Below are 20,368 nucleotides of genomic sequence, written 5' to 3' on the forward strand. Positions count from 1 at the left end.
CAGCTTTTTTTACCTAAACTATTTTGTGAGCTGTAAGCTCCTCTTGTCCCCCTGTTATCCGGGCGTATGAGGAAAGCTTACAGCTGTTTAGATCGGTTAACGGCTTCCGTTTGCCTTTTCGTGAAAGGCAGTCTTCGTCCGACTGTTATTTGATCAATGACGTTGAATGAACTACGCGGTTATCACGCTCAGGATAAATGTAGTGGATAGCCTGATTTACTGCTGTCGGAGCTTCACCAAAACCAGTCGCAATCAAATCCACCTTGCCATCATACTGGGCAGCATCTCCAATAGCATAAACACCTTCCTGACTGGTTTGAAAAACCGGCGACACATTAATGCTGGAGCGTTTGTGGTCAAGATTCCAGTTTTTAAGATTCTTGTTGGACGTTGAGAAACCAAAGCTGACAATAAGATCATCAAGCATAAGTTCCTGCGTCTCATCTGATTTTACTTTTTGAATAACAAGGCTTTGAACCTTTTCTCCGTCTCCTTTAAGTTCCAGAGGAACATAAGGTGTCACGATATTGACATTGGAGGATTTCAAAACTTCTACACTGTGTTCGTGGGCACGAAAGGCATCACGGCGGTGTACCAGAGTAACACTCTCAGCAATTTTATCCAAGGCGTTGGCCCAGTCAACAGCAGAATCGCCGCCGCCGCAGATGACAACTTTTTTACCAGCAAATCGGTCTAATTTATGAACATTGTAAACTATATTATGATCGGCATAGCGATCTTCATTTTCCAGACCAAGCTGCCGCGGCGCAAAAGCACCGTTTCCGCAAGCGATAATAATAGCTTTCGAAAAATGCTGTCCTTTGTTAGTCTCAATGGTAAACATATCGCCTTCTTTTTCAAACGTCTTAACTTCTTCTTTTAGGCAAATGCTGGTTTTATCTTTAAAACGTCCTATCTGCTCAATGAGACTGTCTACCAGATCGGCTCCCGTAACTGCGGGAAAACCGGGAATATCGTAAATAATTTTTTCCGGATACAAGACAGCAGGCTGGCCGCCCAGTTCAGACAAGCTTTCAATAATCTTAACCCGCACATCGCGCAAACCAGCATAAAAGGCCGCAAAAAGACCGACGGGGCCGCCGCCGATAACCGTTATATCATAAATATCTTTTTCAGATGTCATTTTTCCCTCCTACAAAATTAGTTCCATTATAGCACAATTGCCGCCAAAAACGCGTAAAATGATACCTACTTTTAAAAAAGACTATATTCTTTATGACTTGTTTCCAAATTCTTGCAGGTTTTTTGGCTTCAAGTACAATAATGAAGAGGCTAGGACTCAAATCCCGCCCCTTTTATCTTTTCTAAAAGCTGCTTTTCTTCATCAGTCAATTCACGATTGGCCAGCAAATCAGGCCGCTTTTCATACGTTTTTTTCAGGCTCTGCTCCAAGCGCCAGCGGCGAATGTTTTCGTGATGGCCGCTCATTAAAACATCGGGCACCTTCATTCCGCGATACTCATAGGGACGAGTATACTGCGGATATTCTAAAAGTCCCGACGAAAAGCTGTCATCCTGATGGCTGGCTTCCTTACCAATAACCTCAGGAATCAGACGAACCGTTGCATCAATAATGGTCATAGCAGCCAGCTCACCGCCTGTCAGGACAAAATCCCCCAGAGATACTTCATCAGTCACTAAGCTTTTGATGCGTTCGTCATATCCCTCATAATGGCCGCAGATAAAGACCAATTCTTCTTCTTGCGACAATTCCTCGGCATAGCCTTGATCAAAACGGCGCCCAGCCGGATCTAAAAGCAGAACCCGCGGCTTATTAAGCTCAAGTGCATCCATGGCATCAAAAATGGGCTGAGCCCGCAAAAGCATTCCCTGCCCTCCGCCATAGGGCTCATCATCCACATGGCGCGCTTTTTCAGCATTTTCTCGAAAATTATGATAATTTATATCAATAATGCCCTTCTCACGCGCTTTGCCCACAATTGAATGCTCAAGCGGCGCAAACATTTCCGGGAAAAGGGTTAAAATATCAATTTTCATCGTCCAGACCTTCCAACACGTGAACATCAACACGCTTATTTGCAGGATCCACCTTTAGAATAACTGATGGGATGTACGGCAGCAGCAAGTCACGTTTTCCTTTGCGCTTAATAACCCAGACATCGTTAGCACCGGGCTGCAGAATTTCCTTGATCTGACCGATTAACATATCATCTTCATAAACATCAAGACCGATGATCTCGTGATAGTAGAATTCCCCTTCGTCCAGTTCTGTCAGATCTTCCTCAGCTACTTTGAGCGTATAATCGCGATATTTTTCGACATCATTGATATGGTAAAAACCCTTGAATTTAACAATATCAAAATTCTTGTGCTTACGATGGCTGGCTACTTCCAAATCTGTGACAAAGTTTCCCTTTTTATCAAATAAAGCCAAGCGAGCCCCCTTTTTAAAGCGCTCCTGGGCAAAATCAGTCACAGACAGCACACGAACCTCACCCTGAAGCCCTTGTGTATTGACAATTTTCCCGACATTAAAATAATTCATAACTGTCCTTTTAACGTTTTTTAGTCACTGACCTTTTCTGCCTGCAAAAATTTACAGAAAATGGCAGTAATTATCAAGCAAGACTTAAAAAAGATTCTTTTTGCAAACGCCCTAGAAACAACTTCTATTTCCGCTGCTGATAAAATGCAATTTTATCTTTTATTTTTTGATAAGCTTTGCTATTATCGGAGATAAAATAAGAAAAGTGGCCTGAGCCACTACTTTTCATCAATAATAAGACGAACTTTTTTACCTTGAGTTGGAACCGAATAGACAATCGATCTTATCGCTGTAATAGTGCGACCTTTTTTACCGATAATTCGGCCAATATCACTTGAATCTAAATCAAGATGATACTCTAAAAACTCAGGTGTATCTTCAATTTTTATAGTAAAATTATCTGGCTGTGAAATCAAAGGCTTCACAATAGCGATAATCAGATTTTCAATCGTGTCCATAGGCAATTACTTTATTTCTTTGAATACTTAGCTTCGTGGAATTTTTTCATGATTCCGGCTTTTGAAAGGATGTTGCGAACTGTATCTGATGGCTGTGCACCATTACCCAACCATTCAAGAATACGGTCTTCTTTAAGAGTCACTTGATTTTCATCTACAAGCGGGTTGTAAGTTCCAACAGTTTCGATGAAGCGGCCATCGCGCGGTGCGCGTGAGTCTGCAACATTAATACGATAGAAAGGTTTTTTCTTAGAGCCCATACGGGTTAAACGAATTTTTACTGCCATTTTTGACTAGTCTCTTTTCTTTTTTTATTTTTTGAACATAGCTCAGCTATGAACTATATTAATTATTATAGCAGAAAAAAAATCTCTGTCAAGTTTTTTCCTTGACAGAGATAACTGTTTTTGACCTTTGCTTTATTAGACCAAGAACAGCATATCCTTCACTATCCAAAATAGTATTCTTAGGCTGCCTAAAGCAGCCTAAGCCTTAAAGCATCATCATTGATAACATCAGTCAGCGGTTTCCTCTGACAATAGAGCTGCTGCAATGCATTTCTAATTACAAAAGACTTGGAACAGCTGTTCCAAATCCTTTTACTATTATTCATATCTCAGAGCTTCAATCGGATCCAGTTTACTTGCCTTATTGGCCGGTAAAATACCAAAGACGGCGCCGATAAAGACTGAAAAGGCAATGCTGACCAAGACAGTATTGAGTGAAATAACAGGCTTGCCGATGGCATTGACTATTCCTTCTGAATTTCCCAGAACATTGGTCAAACCATAGGCGCAGACCAAACCTATGAAGCCTCCGATTAGGGTCAGTACGATAGATTCAATCAAGAACTGTGTCAAAATATTACGGCGGGTAGCTCCCAAGGCCTTACGCAGTCCGATTTCTCTAGTACGCTCTGTTACCGATACCAGCATAATGTTCATGACACCGATACCCCCAACTAAGAGCGATGTTCCGCCGATAATACCTATAAAGGTTGTAATAGCAGTAATTTGCGACTGAGCGCTTTCCAACTCTTTACTGATATCAAACATCGTATAGCGGCCATCAGATGCATTAGAAAGCTTGGTCAAACGTTTCGCTGCTTCTTTTCCAACTTTTGAAGAAACACTGGCATCAGGAACATGAACATAAATGTTGCTGATGTCATCGACACCAAATTCAGAAGCCAGCTGACCGTTGGTTAAAATCGCATTGCCGTCTGAATTCATGCTATACATGGATGAACCTGCATCCGGATCCTTGTAAACTCCGACAACACGGTATTTTTTATCCCCAACTTCAATAATCCTATTTAGAGCATCGTCAGGGCTGGAAAACAGCTTAGCTGCCAGCATTTCATCAATCATGATAAAACGTGAAAAGTTGGTGTAGTCACTGGTATTGAGCTGACGGCCGGCTACGACTTTATAACCCTTGACATCAAAATAGTTTTGACTGACGCCGGTCAGAGTAACCCGCTTCCCTTTTTTATTTTGATAGAGAACATCACTTGAAGTTGTGTTAGTCACATAATAATTACTAATACCATCTACTTCTTTTACGATAGTTTGCAGCCACTCGTCCTTAATTTTAGGTGCATCTTTTTGCGATTGGTCTGAGCTGTAATACTGCTCCACCGCATCCTCATCATTTGACGCATAGTAAATTTCGACATCGTGCTGGTATTTAGTCGCTTGATCTGTAATATAATGGCGCATTCCTGTTCCCATGGCCATAATAACAGAGACAGCTGTCACTCCGATGATTACGCCCAGCATCGTCAGAAAAGAGCGCATCTTGTGCCCCATAATTGAACTAAGGGCAAATTTCCAATTTTGCATAAATTTCCTCCCTTAATCAATACGGACACTTTCAGTCGTATCTAAAGTAATTTCTCCGTCACGGATAACAATCTTGCGAGTAGCATAATCAGCAATCTCAGGTTCATGGGTTACCATGATAATTGTTTTTCCTTCGCGGTTGAGCTGGTTCAATAATTCCAGAATTTGGTTGCTGGTCTTGGTATCCAGGGCACCGGTCGGTTCATCTGCCAAAATGATAGAAGGATCATTGACCAAAGCCCGTGCGATGGCAACACGCTGCTTTTGTCCGCCGGAAAGCTCTGATGGCAGATGCTTGCGCCTGTCAGCCAATTCGACTTTTTCTAAAAATTGCTGTGCCAGCTGATGACGCTTAGATGCTGATACGCCAGCATAAATAAGAGGCAGTTCAACATTATCCTGCGCATTAAGCTTAGACAGCAGAAAGAATTGCTGAAAGACAAAGCCAATCTCTTCATTCCGAAGGCGTGCCAGCTCATTTTGATTCAGTTTTTCGATAGACTCATCAGCCAAAGAATACGAACCGTCTGTTGCCCTGTCTAAAAGCCCGATAATATTCATCAGCGTTGATTTCCCGGAACCGGACGGTCCCATAATGGCAAGAAAATCTCCTTCATTGACAACCAGATCTATACCTTTTAAGACTTGTAATTCCTGATTGCCGTTATGGTAGCTTTTCGTGATGCCCTCAAGATGGATGAGCTCTTTTTTATCACTCATGCTGCTCACCTCTTCTCGCCGGCCTTATCGTCTTTAGCAGAAGGTTTGTCAATCTTCTTGCCTTCTTTTAAGCTCTTGTCCGGATTGGAAATAACCACTTGGCCTTTCTTAAGACCAGAAGAAATTTCCTGCGACTTAGCATCGGCGTTGCCTGCGGCAACATCTTTTCTCAAAACTCGAGAGTTCGATTTGTCATAAACCCAAACGTAATTTTTCCCATTTTTGCTGACCAGTGCTGATGCAGGAATGATGAGGCTCTTATTTTCATTAACGACTTCTACAGATACCGTGAAACCTTGTTTTAAATCACCTAAATCACTGGTAATATCTGCCTTATATTCGTAAGCAGCCGCACCAGAAGATGAACCGCTGCCGGATCCTTGAGACTGATCTTGATCTGACTGACTGGGATAATTTGAAATGTAGGAAATTTTTCCATCCCATTCCTTATCATCATAGACTTTGGATTTAATTTTAATGGCTTGTCCGACCTTGATATTAGCCAAGTCATACTCTGTCAGAGTGCCTCTAACCTGCAGCTTCCCTTCGCTGGTTACATGAACCAAAGCTTTGCTGGTCTTACCGGAAGGGTCAATGTCATTGTTAACTTCTGCTACTGTTCCGGTTACTTCACTGTTGACAGATGTATTATTCAGAGCTGTCTGAGCCTTGTTGACCTCATCTTGAGCATTGGCTTGAGCATCGTACAAATCCTGCAGCTGTTGATCATAAGCGGTAGAATTTGTCGGTGTCAGAGCAGCCGCACTGCTGTCTGTCATCCCGCTTGCTGAACCGCTGCTTTGTGCCCCGGCAGCATTTCCCTCATCTGTTGCTGAATTACCGGCAGCAGAACCACTGTCAGCAGAGCTGTCTGCTGATGGTGCAACGCCATAGGTTTGATAATTAGTAATCTGACGGTTGATCTTATTAAGGTTTCTAACCGCTTGATCATAGGCTGCTTGAGCCTCACCTGTATCATACTGTACTAATTGCTGTCCTGCAGTCACCTGATCTCCGGCAGCAACCACTACTTTGGGATTGCTTCCCTTGCTGCTGTCATAATACACATACTGTTCTGATTCGGGCTTAATTTTTCCTGAAAGCAAGGTTGATGAGGCAATAGAACCCTCTTTTACCTTAACCGTCTGATAGCCAATGTTTTGCGAATCTATTTGACTGGACTGCTGCAGTCTCGCCCAGATCAATCCCAACAAAACGGCAACAGCTGCAAAACTGGCAACGATGATCCATCCCTTTTTCTTTTTGGTCATTTTTCCCTTTCTTTTTGGCATAAACTTCCCCTCCTGTTTTTTCCTTTTCATCATACCGTAAAGTGAACGTAAAAGCCTTACACTTTCACCAAAAAATCTTACATTTCTGTAAGATTGCTGCATGTAGACCCAACAAGCAGCTTATTGTTCTAACTTTATAATACAAGTGTACAGCATTAACAAGAACCTGTCAAGACCCTATCTGCAAAAAGAGGCTGGAAATTCCAAACCTCTTCTTTCGCACAAATTCTGATTATTTACGGCAGTATCTTTATAAAGCTTTTGTAATAAATCCGCGGCTTTCAAGCACCTGCACCATGGCAGCGGCTGTATCTAAGGCCGTAAAGAGCGGAATGCCGTGTTCAATGGCAGAGCTGCGAATAGCTGCTCCATCTTCATCAAAAGTCCGCTTGTTGCCAACCGTATTGACAATGGCCTGAACCTTGCCTGCTCGGACAAAAGCCGGAATATCATTGGCGTCATTTTCTCCGAGTTTATCGACAACCTGAGCATCTAAACCGTGTTCGGCAAAGAAGTCAGCCGTTCCTTTAGTGGCAAGAATGCTGTAACCGATATTAGAAAAGCGGCGAGCCAAATCCAAAGCTTCTTCTTTTGTATCATCAGCAATAGTGAAAATGACATTTCCAAAGGACGGAAGGTGGAAATAAGAAGCTTCAAAGGCTTTATAAAGAGCTTTTTCAAGAGTTGAGTCTGTCCCCATTACTTCACCTGTAGACTTCATTTCAGGACCTAGGAGACTATCAACCTTGGCTAGCTTGGTAAAGGAAAAGACGGGTGCTTTAACATGGACATTTTGACTTTCTGGATAGAGGCCGTCTGTATAACCAAGTTCAGGCAGTGTGCGTCCTAAGATCAATTGAGTCGCTACCTGAGCCATCGGAATATCAGTGACTTTGGATAAGAACGGCACTGTCCGGCTGGCACGAGGATTGACCTCGATAACATAAACTGTTTCGTCTTTAATGACAAATTGGATATTCATCATTCCAATACAGTTAAGACCGATAGCCAAGCGTTTGGTATAGTCAGCAATTGTCTTCTGAATTTCTTTTGAAAGCGTCTGCGGCGGATAGACAGCCATAGAATCCCCGGAATGGACACCGGCGCGCTCAATGTGTTCCATAATTCCCGGAATAAGGACATTTTCGCCATCCGAAATAGCATCAACTTCACACTCACGGCCAACTAGGTAAGAATCAACCAGAACCGGATGGTCAGGACTGGCCTTAACAGCTGTCCGCATGTAGGAACGTAAATCATCTTCGTTTTCCACGATTTCCATAGCACGGCCGCCCAGAACATAAGATGGGCGTACAAGGACAGGAAAACCGATCTTACGGGCAGAGGCAACAGCCTCTTCTTCGTTGGTTGCTGTTTGGCCGGGCGGCTGAGGAATGTTCAGATCTTTCAAGGCCTGCTCAAAAAGGTCGCGGTCTTCTGCACGGTCGAGGTCTGCTACCTGCGTTCCCAAGATTGTCACACCTGCTTTGGACAGGGGCTCAGCTAAATTAATAGCCGTCTGTCCGCCAAACTGAACAATAACACCTTTTGGCTGCTCTAATTCGAGAACATTCATAACATCTTCAAAGGTCAAGGGTTCAAAATAGAGCTTGTCTGAGACTGAGAAGTCCGTGGACACTGTTTCCGGATTGGAATTCATGATGATGGCTTCATAGCCTGCGGCCTGAATAGCTTTGACCGAATGAACGGTAGCATAGTCAAACTCCACACCCTGACCGATTCGAATAGGACCCGAACCCAAAACCAGAACGGATTCCTTGTCCGATTTGATGGATTCATTTTCCAGCTCATAAGTGGAATAAAAGTAAGGCGTCGCAGACTCAAATTCAGCTGCGCAGGTATCAACCATTTTATAGACAGGTACGATACGCTGATCCAGACGGAACTGGCGCACATCATCTGCTGGCATATTCCAGATATCCGCAATCTTGCGGTCTGAAAAACCATTGCCCTTAGCTTCCCTAAGTACATCAGGATCCTTGATATGGCTTGCCAAAGCTTGCTCAATTTCATAGATATGCAGCAGTTTATCAAGGAAGAAAAGATCAATCTTAGTCAGTTCTGACAGCTCTTCAATCGTGTAGCCCCGGCGAATAGCCTCAGACAGATAGAAAAGCCGATCATCCTGAGCTTTAACAATTTTTTCCACCAGAGCATCATCTGTTACCTCAGCAAGCTCTGCAATTTCATTGTGATAAACACCGATTTCAAGTGAGCGGCAGGCTTTGAGAAGGCTCTCTTCAATATTGCGGCCGATTGCCATCACTTCTCCGGTTGCTTTCATCTGTGTTCCCAGACGGCGTTCCCCATGTTCAAATTTATCAAATGGAAAACGCGGAATTTTAGCCACCACGTAGTCAAGAGCGGGCTCAAACATTGCATAGGTCGTGCCAGTAACCGGATTAATCATTTCATCAAGCGTCAAACCGACAGCAATCTTCGCAGCCAGTTTGGCAATAGGATAGCCGGTCGCTTTGGAGGCTAAAGCTGATGACCTGGAAACACGCGGATTAACCTCAATGACATAGTATTTAAAGCTGTTAGGGTCAAGCGCCAGCTGAACATTGCAGCCGCCTTCAATTTTCAGCGCACGAATAATACTGAGACTGGCATCACGCAGCATCTGATTTTCAATGTCTGACAGTGTCTGTGTCGGTGCAAAAACAATAGAATCTCCGGTATGAATGCCGACAGGATCGAAATTCTCCATGTTACAGACTACCAAAGCATTGTCAGCCGCATCGCGCATGACTTCGTATTCGATTTCCTTAAAACCGGCGATGGAACGCTCAATCAAACACTGAGTTACCGGTGACAGTTTTAGGCCATTCTCAGCAATTTCCCTAAGTTCTGTTTCATCGGCACACATACCGCCGCCAGTTCCGCCTAAGGTAAAGGCCGGACGGACAATCACAGGGTAGCCGATTTCATTGGCAAAAGCTACCGCTTCTTCAACACTGTTGACAATATCGGATTCAGGAATCGGCTGCTTTAAATCTTCCATCAGCTGCTTGAAGAGGTCACGGTCTTCGGCTTGATCAATGGCAGACAGCTTCGTTCCTAAGAGTTCAACACCCAGTTCATCCAAAATACCAGCTCTGGACAGTTCCATAGCCATATTGAGGCCTGTCTGTCCGCCCAGGGTAGGCAGCAGAGCATCAGGCCGCTCTTTTCTCAGGATGCGTGTCACAAATTCGATGGTAATGGGCTCAATATAAACACTGTCCGCGATTTCCTTATCAGTCATAATAGTGGCCGGATTAGAATTAACAAGCACGACACTGTAGCCTTCCTCCTTAAGGGCAAGGCAGGCCTGTGTTCCGGCATAGTCAAATTCAGCAGCCTGACCGATAATAATCGGACCGGAACCGATAACCATGATTTTCTTTATATCTGTACGTTTTGGCATTTATTTCTCCTATTTGCTAGCTCTCTGGTTAACATTAAATAATCATTCTTGATGTGAAAAGCGCCTCCGGCAGCAAATCTCTCAATTCACTTGGAGCATGGTTTCTTAGCCGCCTTTTAATTTTTGGCACCTTGCTGAAAAGCATCAATCATTTCTAAAAATTCATCAAAGAGGTAAGAGGCATCGTGCGGTCCCGGTGCAGCGTCCGGATGATACTGAACCGAAAAGGCCGGATAGCGGCGGTGACGCACTCCTTCAATGGATTTATCATTAATTTCTTCATGCGTGATGATTAAGTCTTCCGGCAGACTTTCACGTTCAACAGCATAACCGTGGTTCTGACTGGTAAAGTCAATCCGCCCTGTTGCAATTTCACGTACTGCATGGTTGAAGCCGCGATGCCCGAATTTCATCTTGTAAGTAGTGGCGCCATTGGCCAAACTAAAGAGCTGATGCCCCATACAGATGCCAAAAATCGGAATCTTCCCCTGAATTCCCCGAATCATGTCCAAGGCTTCCGGAACATCCTGGGGATTGCCGGGACCGTTGGACAGCATGACACCGTCTGGATTCAGGTTAAGAATTTCCTGAGCGCTTGTATCATGAGGCACAACAGTCACATTGCAGCTGCGCTTTGAAAACTCACGCAAGATGGAATGCTTGAGACCAAAGTCAACGAGAACAATGTTTTTGCCGATACCCGGAGCTGGATAAGCCGCCTTGGTTGATACCTGCTCAATATTATTTGTCGGAAGAACAGTCGCCCGCAGCTGATCCTGCAGATGGCTTAGCTCATCTCCTCCGTTAGTAAGAGTAGCCTTCATCGTCCCATGATGGCGGATAATTTTCGTAAGAGCACGGGTATCAATACCAGAAATACCTGGAATATTTTTAGCCTGTAGAAATTCATCCAAGGTCATCTGCTTGCGCCAATTGCTGGCCAGACGGGCATTTTCTGAAACAACCACTCCCTTACAGGTCGGAGTAATACTCTCATAATCATCACGGTTAACCCCATAATTGCCAACCAGCGGATAGGTGAAAGTCAAAATCTGACCGTTATAAGACTGGTCCGTAATAGACTCCTGATAGCCTGTCATGCCGGTATTAAAAACAATTTCTCCTGTCACATCAAGGTCTGCACCAAAAGCCTGTCCTTCAAAAATGGTTCCGTCTTCTAAAATTAAAAGTCTCTTTCTCATATATTTACCTTTCAGTAAGATCAGCAAGTTCTCACTTTAGTCATTCGCGGCTGTTCAGCAAAAACGCTGACTGAAATTTTCATTTGTCTTTTTACAGTTACGCTTCAAGCTCTGATTAGGTCTTTCCTTTAAGGATCGCTTCCAAAATAGCCATTCTGACAAAAACACCGTTTTGCATCTGCGCGACAATGCGCGACTGAGGTGCCTCCACCAGGCTGTCTGCAATTTCCACATCGCGGTTCACCGGAGCCGGATGCATGATAATAGTAGAGCTTTTCAGCCGATCATAGCGAGCTTTGGTCAGGCCATAGTGCTCATGGTAAGTCTCTTTAGAAAAGCTTTCGCTGCCGTCATGGCGCTCGTGCTGGACGCGCAGCAGCATGAGAACATCGACCTGATCAATGATATCATCAATGGCAACATATTTGCCGTAAACATCAAACTCAGAAGAATACCACTCTTTAGGCCCGGAAAAATAAATCTGGGCTCCTAAGCGCTTGAGAATCTGCATATTGGACTTAGCCACACGAGAATGTGTAATGTCCCCTGCAATGGCAATCTTAAGGTTTTCAAAGCTTCCAAATTCATCATAGATGGTCATCAAATCCAGCAGACATTGGCTGGGGTGCTGACCGGAACCATCACCGCCGTTTACAATAGACGTTTGGATTGTCCGGCTGTCAATCAGCTCCTTATAATAGTCATCCTGCGAATGGCGGACAACACAGATATCAACACCTAAAGCGCTCATCGTCAAAATCGTATCATAGAGAGTCTCACCCTTGTTTACAGAACTGGTCTTAGCATCAAATTCAATCACGTCCAGACCCAGCTTTTTCTCTGCGACTTCAAAAGATTTGTGAGTCCGCGTTGACGATTCAAAAAACAAATTTGCCGCAAAGTACTGCCTGTCCAGCGAAAAATGAACCTTTTTCTCTTTGAAAGCCAATCCTCTTTTAATTAAGCCAAGCACTTCTTCATTGGATAAAATCTCCATGCTGACCAAATGCTTAAGCGACACAACACCATCAGTAACTATCATTAGAACCTGTCCTTTTCTGAGAGAAATTCCATAAGAGCTTGCTTTGCATCCGGACATTCAAAATGTCTCAGGACACCTGAACTCGGTTTGATTAATCTTCTTTAGCAAGCAGCAAAACATTATCTTTGCCATCAATCTCTGTCATATTCACAACAATTTCTTCTGAACCGCTGGTCGGAATGTTTTTCCCAACATAGTCTGCACGGATAGGAAGCTCTCGGTGTCCTCTGTCTACCAAGACAGCCAGACTCACTCGAGACGGGCGGCCGAGATTGACAAGATTATCAATGGCAGCACGGATAGTGCGGCCTGTATAGAGAACATCATCGACCAAAATCACATCACGATCTGTAATGTCAACCGGCATATCAGTTGTATCTTCCTCAATTTTAATATCATCGCGGAAATGTCTGATATCAAGCTGGCCGAGCGGCACATCAATGCCTTCAATTTGTTTGAGCCGCTCCTGAATACGGCGGGCAATAAAAACACCGCGCGTCTTAATACCTGCCAGCACAATCTTATCAAGGCTCTTATTGCGCTCAATAATTTCGTAAGTGATGCGCGTAATAGCACGCTTCATAGTGACACCGTCAACAATTTCTTTTGTTTTCATAGAATGCCTTTCTGTAAAAAATAAGAAAAAATCTCCTTGTACAAGGAGATTTCACGAAATATAAGTACAGTTTTCCCTGCACTTTTTTCTTACCGGCTCCTTGCCTGCCTCACGGGACAGTGTTAAAGGAATATTCATTTCATTCATTATAACATACTACTTTTATTTTTCAAGGGTCAGCTGTTTTTTCTATGGGTAAGAATGGCTCAGCCAAGACCGAATAATTTTGACAAAATGGTCATTAAGCCCAGACTGTAGGCAAGAATAGCTGCCGGTTTTCCTAATAATATAATCGTTATAAACTGTCGGTAACTCATGCTGGTCGTTCCGGCCAGATAACAGAGCAAATCATCTGGTGCAATCGGAAGAAAGATGGCCCAGGCAAAGTATTTGGCAAATTTACTGTCTGAATTGGTCCGATGCCCATAGCTTTCAAGCAGCTTGGGACTAAAGAAGGCCTCCAAAACAGGCCGGCCGAACCGTTTAGCAATATGAAATCCTAAAACAGAACCGGTACAAATACCAATGTAATTCCAGATAAAGCCCCAGAAAGGACCAAAAATAACAACACCGGCTAAGGTAGAAACACCACCCGGCAGAATAGGAATAGCCACTTGGATAATCTGCAGCAAAATAAAAATCAAGGGACTCCAAGTGCCGTAACGCTTCATAACAGAACGCAGCTTTTGAACGTCTGTCAGATAACCTTTATTATAGAGATGAACGGTCAAGAGAATCAGCGCTAAAAGCACCAGCCAGGTAACTAAGCGCAGAACCATACGAACATACTTCAGTTTTGTTTCTGTTTTTAAAGGGTTGGATGTCTTCATGACCCTATTTTAACAAAAACTAAAAAAATATACTGTAATAAATTGTCACCAAAAAAGCAGGTCTTGATAGCTCCTGCTTTTTAGTTTAAATTCATGTTAAGGATGGCGCAGCTGATCTAAGGTCTCTTGGAAAACTGCCGGCACTTCTGCAGTAAAGCGCATTAATTGACCTGTGACAGGATGAGTAAAGGCCAGGGTTTCCGCATGAAGAAACTGTCCCTGTCCTTTGAGGGTTTTCTTAGGAGCATAAAGCGGATCTCCGGCAACCGGATGACCGATATAGGCCATATGGACGCGAATCTGATGGGTTCTTCCGGTCTCTAAAGTCAGTCTGACCAAAGTATAATCGTCAAAACGTTCCACAACCTGAAAATGTGTTACAGCAGGCTTGCCTTTTGCTGTCACAGCCTGCTTTTTGCGATCTTTGTCGCTGCGGCCAATCGGTGCCTCGATAACACCGCGGTCATTTGGCAAACTGCCGTGAACAATGGCTAAATACTGGCGCAATGATTTCTTTTCTTTTAGTTCATCCGCCAGAAACTGATGGGCTTGGTCATTTTTAGCGATCATCAAAAGTCCCGAAGTATCCTTATCAATGCGGTGAACAATACCCGGTCTTATTACACCGTTAATGGCAGACAAATCTTTGATATGAAAAAGCAAGGCATTAACCAGCGTTCCAGAAGGATGACCTGCCGAAGGATGAACCACCATTCCCTGAGGTTTATTGACAACCGCAACATCAGCATCTTCATAGATAATATCAAGCGGTAAGTCCTGCGGCAGACAGTCCAGCAGTTCTTCCTGCGGCAGTTCATAAGTAACTACGTCTCCGGCTTTAACCGCATATTTAGCTTTTTGAGCTTGGCCGTTAACCAGAACAAGCCCAGCCTTAATCTGTTCACCGGCCTGACTGCGCGACAGTTCTGTCAAATCTGCCAGAGCCTTGTCTAAGCGCGGACCTGCTTCTTTAATGCGTATCTCCATTTTTTTCTTCTCTCCATAGGGCAACAATCAAAAGCAGCACACCGATACTCAAATACGTATCCGCTGCATTAAATATTGCAAAATCAACAAAATCAAGATGAACCATATCCACAACATAGCCCAGCCGCAAGCGGTCAATAAAATTGCCTATACCGCCGGAAATAATCAAAATCAAACCAGCCAAAAGCCAGACATTGTCAGACTGTATATATTTGATAAGGTAGTAAGCCGCTGCCCCCAGCACAAGTACAGTAATAATCGTAAAGAACCACTGCTGGTTTTCTAAAATAGAAAAGGCGGCTCCTGTATTTTTCAAATAGGTGAGACTGACCACGTTGGGAATCACATTAACGAGCTCACCCAAGGCAATAAACTTGACAACCAGAACTTTGCTGAGCTGATCCAGCCCAATCAAAAGAAGAACGATAAAAGGCAATACTATTTTTCTCATAGGTTCTCCTTAAGGCTTATAGGTTTCAAAATAATTAAACATAACATTGATAAACTTCAAGGCACATGTTGATAAGGCAGTACTGCTGCGTCTGACATAGACCATGCGGTTATCCAGCTTATCATCCAAAGGAATGACTGTAATGCCATTGACACTGCGGCTGTCTAAAAATCCTGAGCCAGTGGCATAGGCGTCCGTCCGCTCCAAAATCCCATTGAGAGTTGCCCGGTCAGTAACATTGTAAATCAAGGAACTGCCAGAGGTATCAACCAGATTTTCAGAATAATAAAGATATTCGTCTTTTTCCTGAGTGAAGCGAACCGTCTCAAGCCCTTCTAAATCTTCCATGGTCAAAAGATCTTTTTGAGCCAGAGGATGGTCTTGACGCAGGTAAATATGCGTTTTAAAGGGAATCATTTCGACAAATTCCAGACCCAGCTTATCCATTTTCTGCAAAATACCCTTACGATTTTGCTGGTTCATATAAATAATACCGATTTCACTGTGACCCTCAGACACTTCATCCAAAATCTGAGCCGTTGTCGTTTCAAAAATCCGAAAGTCTTTATATTCTGGATATTGCTTGGAAAAGCTTGTCAGCAGAGGCGGCAGAAAATCATAGTGCTGACTGGCCACCGAAAACTGGTTTTTATCACTGTCCGGCTTAGCATAGCGCTTCTCAAAGGAATCAAAACTCTTAACGACTTCCAGTGACTTCTCATAAAAAGTCAGCCCCTGACTGGTTAGAACTGCCCCTGTTGTCGTTCGTGTAAAAATTTTAAAACCCAGCTCCTGTTCCAAATCCTTGACAGCTACAGACAGGCTGGGCTGACTGACAAAAAGTTTGGCAGCTGCCTCGCGAAAGGTCCCGCTGTTAGCAATAGCCACCACATATCGTAATTGCTGAATGTTCATGATACTACTTTCTTTTTTTAACTGCTGTTTCTATTATACAATAAAAATCACACTTTACGCGTGATTTTCGCTTATTATCTTTGTTGAGCAGGCAGTTAGTGTTCGCCTGCATATCAAAATTCTGAATTAAGAGCAGATGATGTAGCTTCTGCAGTGTCGTATCAAAAAAGATTGAAGAATTGTCTATCTTAGACGCTTTCTTCAATCTGAATTGTTAGACATTTTCGCTGCGGACCCATCTTCTTACTTATACACTTCCTGATAAAATTCAATTTTATCATCTTTTTTGACCTTTATCTCCTCAGCTCCTTTTGAGGCAACCTTGTCATTGACCTTAAACATCCAATAAAGCTTTCTTGTCTCATCCTGTTTATTGTCATCAATAGACGTGATAAAGCCATCTTTTTCTTCCACTTTATAAGCTTTTTTCAGAGCTTTCATAACGGTAGCTCCTTTATCAATAGCTACAGACTTACGTTTGGCCTCTTTACCATCAGGTTTAATGATAACTTGAACAGTTACTTCTTTTGCTTTTTGCGAGGAGGAATTACCAGTATTATTACTGCAAGCGATTAAAACAAGACTCAGCAACAACATAGATATACTAAACAGTAATTTTTTCATGATGAAATCTCCTTAAAAAAGTTCCATTAGAATTATTAAAACATCTGCCTATCCCGCCCAATCAGCAGGATAGGTAACATACATAAAACGTGCTTTCTCCGGAACAGAGAATTGAATTTTGCTATCTTTTGGAATCAGAATAATTTCCCCAGGTCCAGCAGTAATTTTTTTACCATCAATAATGATGGTTAACCGACCTTCAATAACATAGTCTATTTCATCATAGGTCAAATGCCAGTCGAAACTTGTATGTTCCATCTCCATCAGACCGCAGCCAAGCCTTGGACTTTCTTCTAAGGTGAACAAATCACGCGTATAGACAATATCTTTTTCTTTACCTGTATCTAAACGATCTTGAGGGCGAGTTTGGAGAGAAGGCAGGGCTATTTTTTTAACGCCATGCATTGCAGAAGTTTTAAAAGTATCTTGTTCGTCCATAACTTCTGATAAAACTTCTCGAACTAGAGCTTCAATCTTAGACTGATTTATTTCCATGTATTAACCTCCTTTCAAGTCATTCTCTGGAAATTGCTTGTTAACAACTGCTAAGGCGATCACAATACCCACAATTCCTCCAATTAATTTACTAACAATCATTGGAACAACCAATTTAGGTGCAACACCGGCTGTAAAACCAAGATGATCTCCAAAAGTAAAGGAAGCACAGACTGCAAAAGCTACATTAATAATTTTACCGCGCTTATCCATATCCTTCATGGTCTGAAACATAGCTATATTATTAGCAAGTGAGGCTACTAGTCCTGCTGCAGAAACATCATTCATCCCTAAAACATTTCCAAGTTTCATCAGGGGTTTTTGGAAAAATTTATTAATAGCAAAAACTAATCCATAAGCACCTGCTAAGGTGATTGCGATTGTTCCGACGATTCCAAAAGCAGATGAGATGCTCTCAGCTGATTTTATGACCTTAACACCAGTCAACAGTTCAAAACCGCCTAAAACTAAACCAAAAACAGCTACTATCACAACACCTTGACCAAATACCTTAAAGCCTGAAATCATTTTTTGAGGAGCCTTCCATAAGCCCAAAGCTATTAAAATAGCCACTATAATAATCGGAATTAAATTTTGTATAACCAACAAAGGATTCATTCCCTGCAGAACTCCGCCCACAAAAGCACCAAAAGGAATGGACATCAAACCGCAAAGAATCCCAATTGCTAAGTATTCTTGATCTTCTTTTTTAATAATACCTAAAGATACCGGAATGGAGAAAACAATAGTCGCTCCCATCATAGCACCTAATATAGCACCTGAAAATTGGCCAACAGTTGTACTTGCTGCCATTGACTTAGCTAAAAAATATCCACCCATATCATTTGCTAAGATGGTCCCGGCAAACATACTGGGATCTGCCCCAATCAATTTATAAATTGGCACAATCACTGGACTTAGTAATTTTGACAGCAAAGGAGCAATGACAATGATACCTGCCATAGATAAAGTCAAAGCCCCCATTGCCATGATACCTTCCTCAAATTTTTCACCCAGTCCGATTTTCTTTCCCAGACAGTAATCAATACCTCCTAAAACCATAAAAATGGTGATAATCCAAATAACGATTTCATTAATTCCCATAATTTCACCTATTATTCTGTTATATCAAACGAGTCAATAATACCGATAATAGCCATATCTATCGGCAGATTCTGATCATTAAATGTGTATTTCGCATTTGTTCCTGTTGTCACCAGAACCGTCTCGCCAATGCCTGCTCCGACTTTATCTGCTGCTACTAAAATATCTGCAGCAACTGTTTGTTGACTAGTGAATTTTTGGATGACTAAAAATCTTTTACCATTTAATTTATCATCCTTTTTAGTTGACCATAAATTTCCAACGACTTTTCCAATAAACATTTGCCTCACTCCTTCACAATTGGGATATTTTTCTCACGAAGATAGTCACTGGCCAGTGCTGTCAGTATCATATTAGGACTAAGTTCAAATGTTGTCAGCTCATCCACTGGATAATTGTCCTTTAAAATTTTCAATGAAATAAGCTGCTTTTTAATATCGTTAGTTTTGGCTGCAGGTGAAGCAGCTGCAATTGTCTTATTAAATGGCGAAAAATAATCATCCAAATCATTTCCTTTAATAAGAGTAGCTCCCATGTCATTAAGATTCTTTTTGGCTGCATTTATTTTTGCAATAACATGACTGTTTATCGGTGCTTCGGCTGTTAATTTAACAAACAAAGGTCGATCGTCCAATAAAGCCTGAACAATCAGATCTTCTAATTGATTGGTTGCAATTAGATTGGCTACACGGATAAGCGACTGGACAGAGCTAATCTCTACAACGATAAAATGTTCATAAGTGAGTTTATCCAAAGACGGCAGTTCTTTTTTTACTGTCATCCCTTGCTGCAACAAGTAAGATTCAATTTTATTTAAATGAGAGCCAATAATATAATATATTGGCGTTTTTTGAGCCAAACGCTCCATTACCTTATCGGTCACTTGCTGAATTAATTGATTCATATCCATTTTTTCATCATCTCACAATAGTTGCTCTTGTCCCCTTTTCAAAGCCACAGGCATTGGCTTCATCATAGTCAATATGCATCATTGTACAAAATGCATCGTCTATTCGAATGACAACATCATCAAAAATAAGCGGCCTTTTTGTATTCATTTTAACTTGTACAATTTCTCGGTCTTTTACTCCTAGAAGCTTTGCATCAGCTGTTTTAACATGAATATGCCGTCTAGCTGCAATTGTTCCATGGTCAATCGTCAAAGCACGGTCACCATTAATGATAGTAATTCCCGGAGTCCCATTGATATCTCCGCTGAGACGAATAGGAGCATGGATGCCAATTTTTTGAGCATCAGTCAATGACAATTCAACCTGTGTTTCAGATCGTGTAGGTCCCAAAACAGCAACATTATGCAGAGCTCCTTTGGGTCCTAAAACTGTTAAACGTAGCTGTGATACAAATTGGCCGGGCTGTGATAGATTTTTAATTGGTGTCAGCTTAGTATCCTCACCTAGTAAATAGGTCAAATCTTTCTCAGATAAATGTATATGCCGGCCTGAGGCCTCTACTTCAAATGAAGGGAACATTTGTTTTTTTACTCTTGCAATCACTTCTGTTGTAATCGCATCAATGTTACTTAAGTCCATTTGATTTTACCTCTAAAATATTACAAAATACTGGTTTTATCGAAATTAAGCAGACGAAAACAGTATTGATTGTTTCATCGTTTATAAATAAATTTCCTTGTATAAGTTTGAAATAGGACTTTTCTTTTAAAAACTATCATAAACTGTCCGTCTGCTTTATCCTTAATTTTAGTTAGGCAAAATGCTGTCTACTTCTGTATGCGGACGTGGGATTACATGGACTGAAATCAGTTCACCGACAGCTGAGGCTGCATTGGCTCCCGCATCAGTCGCTGCCTTAA

General features: G+C 42.3%; 22 protein-coding genes and 1 pseudogene. All 23 read right to left on the reverse strand.

What is annotated here, in order from left to right; all coding sequences use genetic code 11:
- Nucleotides 1-145 precede the first annotated feature (145 nt).
- Complete coding sequence (locus tag G573_RS0107890; RefSeq protein ID WP_027976219.1) at nucleotides 146-1,144, reverse strand: NAD(P)/FAD-dependent oxidoreductase; 999 nt, start codon at nucleotides 1,142-1,144, stop codon at nucleotides 146-148.
- A 149-nt stretch (nucleotides 1,145-1,293) separates the two neighbouring features.
- Nucleotides 1,294-2,019: a tRNA (guanosine(37)-N1)-methyltransferase TrmD gene (trmD, locus tag G573_RS0107900; protein WP_027976220.1), complete on the reverse strand. Its 726-nt coding sequence runs from the start codon at nucleotides 2,017-2,019 to the stop codon at nucleotides 1,294-1,296.
- A complete protein-coding gene (gene rimM / locus G573_RS0107905; protein ID WP_027976221.1) occupies nucleotides 2,009-2,527 on the reverse strand; it encodes a ribosome maturation factor RimM in 519 nt (172 codons plus the stop codon). The genes trmD and rimM overlap by 11 nt, the downstream gene beginning before the upstream one ends.
- A 218-nt stretch (nucleotides 2,528-2,745) precedes the next feature.
- On the reverse strand, nucleotides 2,746-2,985 hold the full coding sequence (locus tag G573_RS0107910; RefSeq protein WP_027976222.1) for a KH domain-containing protein: 240 nt from the start codon (nucleotides 2,983-2,985) through the stop codon (nucleotides 2,746-2,748).
- A gap of 11 nt (nucleotides 2,986-2,996) precedes the next feature.
- A complete protein-coding gene (gene rpsP / locus G573_RS0107915; RefSeq protein ID WP_027976223.1) occupies nucleotides 2,997-3,272 on the reverse strand; it encodes a 30S ribosomal protein S16 in 276 nt (91 codons plus the stop codon).
- A 318-nt stretch (nucleotides 3,273-3,590) separates the two neighbouring features.
- Nucleotides 3,591-4,829, reverse strand: a complete 1,239-nt coding sequence (locus tag G573_RS0107920; RefSeq protein ID WP_027976224.1) for an ABC transporter permease — start codon at nucleotides 4,827-4,829, stop codon at nucleotides 3,591-3,593.
- Nucleotides 4,830-4,841: 12 nt separating this feature from the next.
- Entirely contained in the window at nucleotides 4,842-5,549 is a 708-nt protein-coding gene (locus G573_RS0107925; protein ID WP_027976225.1) for an ABC transporter ATP-binding protein, read from the reverse strand.
- Between the two features lie 5 nt (nucleotides 5,550-5,554).
- Nucleotides 5,555-6,841: an efflux RND transporter periplasmic adaptor subunit gene (locus tag G573_RS0107930; protein ID WP_027976226.1), complete on the reverse strand. Its 1,287-nt coding sequence runs from the start codon at nucleotides 6,839-6,841 to the stop codon at nucleotides 5,555-5,557.
- A gap of 250 nt (nucleotides 6,842-7,091) precedes the next feature.
- On the reverse strand, nucleotides 7,092-10,271 hold the full coding sequence (carB, locus tag G573_RS0107935; protein WP_027976227.1) for a carbamoyl-phosphate synthase large subunit: 3,180 nt from the start codon (nucleotides 10,269-10,271) through the stop codon (nucleotides 7,092-7,094).
- 116 nt (nucleotides 10,272-10,387) lie between these two features.
- On the reverse strand, nucleotides 10,388-11,473 hold the full coding sequence (locus tag G573_RS0107940) for a carbamoyl phosphate synthase small subunit (RefSeq protein WP_027976228.1): 1,086 nt from the start codon (nucleotides 11,471-11,473) through the stop codon (nucleotides 10,388-10,390).
- 115 nt (nucleotides 11,474-11,588) lie between these two features.
- Nucleotides 11,589-12,515 (reverse strand): aspartate carbamoyltransferase catalytic subunit, encoded by a 927-nt coding sequence (locus tag G573_RS0107945; protein ID WP_027976229.1) that lies wholly within the window; start codon nucleotides 12,513-12,515, stop codon nucleotides 11,589-11,591.
- Between the two features lie 91 nt (nucleotides 12,516-12,606).
- The gene (gene pyrR / locus G573_RS0107950) at nucleotides 12,607-13,131 is read right to left on the reverse strand and encodes a bifunctional pyr operon transcriptional regulator/uracil phosphoribosyltransferase PyrR (protein WP_027976230.1); all 525 of its coding nucleotides are present in this window, start codon (nucleotides 13,129-13,131) and stop codon (nucleotides 12,607-12,609) included.
- Nucleotides 13,132-13,337: 206 nt separating this feature from the next.
- The gene (locus G573_RS0107955; RefSeq protein ID WP_027976231.1) at nucleotides 13,338-13,910 is read right to left on the reverse strand and encodes a TVP38/TMEM64 family protein; all 573 of its coding nucleotides are present in this window, start codon (nucleotides 13,908-13,910) and stop codon (nucleotides 13,338-13,340) included.
- 147 nt (nucleotides 13,911-14,057) lie between these two features.
- Nucleotides 14,058-14,948 (reverse strand): RluA family pseudouridine synthase, encoded by an 891-nt coding sequence (locus G573_RS0107960; protein ID WP_027976232.1) that lies wholly within the window; start codon nucleotides 14,946-14,948, stop codon nucleotides 14,058-14,060.
- Entirely contained in the window at nucleotides 14,932-15,399 is a 468-nt protein-coding gene (gene lspA, locus G573_RS0107965) for a signal peptidase II (RefSeq protein WP_027976233.1), read from the reverse strand. The genes G573_RS0107960 and lspA overlap by 17 nt, the downstream gene beginning before the upstream one ends.
- 9 nt (nucleotides 15,400-15,408) lie before the next feature.
- Nucleotides 15,409-16,314 (reverse strand): LysR family transcriptional regulator, encoded by a 906-nt coding sequence (locus G573_RS0107970; RefSeq protein ID WP_027976234.1) that lies wholly within the window; start codon nucleotides 16,312-16,314, stop codon nucleotides 15,409-15,411.
- Between the two features lie 243 nt (nucleotides 16,315-16,557).
- Nucleotides 16,558-16,938: a DUF4430 domain-containing protein gene (locus tag G573_RS0107975; RefSeq protein ID WP_027976235.1), complete on the reverse strand. Its 381-nt coding sequence runs from the start codon at nucleotides 16,936-16,938 to the stop codon at nucleotides 16,558-16,560.
- Between the two features lie 48 nt (nucleotides 16,939-16,986).
- Nucleotides 16,987-17,433, reverse strand: a complete 447-nt coding sequence (locus G573_RS0107980; protein ID WP_027976236.1) for a cupin domain-containing protein — start codon at nucleotides 17,431-17,433, stop codon at nucleotides 16,987-16,989.
- A gap of 3 nt (nucleotides 17,434-17,436) precedes the next feature.
- Nucleotides 17,437-18,537, reverse strand: coding sequence for an ethanolamine utilization protein EutH (gene eutH / locus G573_RS0107985; RefSeq protein ID WP_027976237.1), 1,101 nt, complete (start codon nucleotides 18,535-18,537; stop codon nucleotides 17,437-17,439).
- Nucleotides 18,538-18,548: 11 nt separating this feature from the next.
- Nucleotides 18,549-18,818, reverse strand: coding sequence for a EutN/CcmL family microcompartment protein (locus G573_RS0107990; protein WP_027976238.1), 270 nt, complete (start codon nucleotides 18,816-18,818; stop codon nucleotides 18,549-18,551).
- A gap of 5 nt (nucleotides 18,819-18,823) precedes the next feature.
- The gene (locus tag G573_RS0107995) at nucleotides 18,824-19,441 is read right to left on the reverse strand and encodes a hypothetical protein (RefSeq protein ID WP_245543144.1); all 618 of its coding nucleotides are present in this window, start codon (nucleotides 19,439-19,441) and stop codon (nucleotides 18,824-18,826) included.
- Nucleotides 19,442-19,454: 13 nt separating this feature from the next.
- A complete protein-coding gene (gene eutD / locus G573_RS0108000; RefSeq protein ID WP_027976240.1) occupies nucleotides 19,455-20,087 on the reverse strand; it encodes an ethanolamine utilization phosphate acetyltransferase EutD in 633 nt (210 codons plus the stop codon).
- A 168-nt stretch (nucleotides 20,088-20,255) separates the two neighbouring features.
- A pseudogene (locus G573_RS11015) lies at nucleotides 20,256-20,368 on the reverse strand (ethanolamine utilization protein EutM); the annotation flags it as partial.

Source organism: Streptococcus devriesei DSM 19639 (genome assembly GCF_000423725.1).
In the GTDB taxonomy this organism is placed as follows: domain Bacteria; phylum Bacillota; class Bacilli; order Lactobacillales; family Streptococcaceae; genus Streptococcus; species Streptococcus devriesei.

Excerpts from the sequence above, each read along its gene's own strand:
- G573_RS0107890 (WP_027976219.1), bottom strand. The coding sequence starts at position 1,144 with ATGACATCTGAAAAAGATATTTATGATATAACGGTTATCGGCGGCGGC.
- trmD (WP_027976220.1), bottom strand. The coding sequence starts at position 2,019 with ATGAAAATTGATATTTTAACCCTTTTCCCGGAAATGTTTGCGCCGCTT.
- rimM (WP_027976221.1), bottom strand. The coding sequence starts at position 2,527 with ATGAATTATTTTAATGTCGGGAAAATTGTCAATACACAAGGGCTTCAG.
- G573_RS0107910 (WP_027976222.1), bottom strand. The coding sequence starts at position 2,985 with ATGGACACGATTGAAAATCTGATTATCGCTATTGTGAAGCCTTTGATT.
- rpsP (WP_027976223.1), bottom strand. The coding sequence starts at position 3,272 with ATGGCAGTAAAAATTCGTTTAACCCGTATGGGCTCTAAGAAAAAACCT.
- G573_RS0107920 (WP_027976224.1), bottom strand. The coding sequence starts at position 4,829 with ATGCAAAATTGGAAATTTGCCCTTAGTTCAATTATGGGGCACAAGATG.
- G573_RS0107925 (WP_027976225.1), bottom strand. The coding sequence starts at position 5,549 with ATGAGTGATAAAAAAGAGCTCATCCATCTTGAGGGCATCACGAAAAGC.
- G573_RS0107930 (WP_027976226.1), bottom strand. The coding sequence starts at position 6,841 with ATGCCAAAAAGAAAGGGAAAAATGACCAAAAAGAAAAAGGGATGGATC.
- carB (WP_027976227.1), bottom strand. The coding sequence starts at position 10,271 with ATGCCAAAACGTACAGATATAAAGAAAATCATGGTTATCGGTTCCGGT.
- G573_RS0107940 (WP_027976228.1), bottom strand. The coding sequence starts at position 11,473 with ATGAGAAAGAGACTTTTAATTTTAGAAGACGGAACCATTTTTGAAGGA.
- G573_RS0107945 (WP_027976229.1), bottom strand. The coding sequence starts at position 12,515 with ATGATAGTTACTGATGGTGTTGTGTCGCTTAAGCATTTGGTCAGCATG.
- pyrR (WP_027976230.1), bottom strand. The coding sequence starts at position 13,131 with ATGAAAACAAAAGAAATTGTTGACGGTGTCACTATGAAGCGTGCTATT.
- G573_RS0107955 (WP_027976231.1), bottom strand. The coding sequence starts at position 13,910 with ATGGTTCTGCGCTTAGTTACCTGGCTGGTGCTTTTAGCGCTGATTCTC.
- G573_RS0107960 (WP_027976232.1), bottom strand. The coding sequence starts at position 14,948 with ATGGAGATACGCATTAAAGAAGCAGGTCCGCGCTTAGACAAGGCTCTG.
- lspA (WP_027976233.1), bottom strand. The coding sequence starts at position 15,399 with ATGAGAAAAATAGTATTGCCTTTTATCGTTCTTCTTTTGATTGGGCTG.
- G573_RS0107970 (WP_027976234.1), bottom strand. The coding sequence starts at position 16,314 with ATGAACATTCAGCAATTACGATATGTGGTGGCTATTGCTAACAGCGGG.
- G573_RS0107975 (WP_027976235.1), bottom strand. The coding sequence starts at position 16,938 with ATGAAAAAATTACTGTTTAGTATATCTATGTTGTTGCTGAGTCTTGTT.
- G573_RS0107980 (WP_027976236.1), bottom strand. The coding sequence starts at position 17,433 with ATGGAAATAAATCAGTCTAAGATTGAAGCTCTAGTTCGAGAAGTTTTA.
- eutH (WP_027976237.1), bottom strand. The coding sequence starts at position 18,537 with ATGGGAATTAATGAAATCGTTATTTGGATTATCACCATTTTTATGGTT.
- G573_RS0107990 (WP_027976238.1), bottom strand. The coding sequence starts at position 18,818 with ATGTTTATTGGAAAAGTCGTTGGAAATTTATGGTCAACTAAAAAGGAT.
- G573_RS0107995 (WP_245543144.1), bottom strand. The coding sequence starts at position 19,441 with ATGAATCAATTAATTCAGCAAGTGACCGATAAGGTAATGGAGCGTTTG.
- eutD (WP_027976240.1), bottom strand. The coding sequence starts at position 20,087 with ATGGACTTAAGTAACATTGATGCGATTACAACAGAAGTGATTGCAAGA.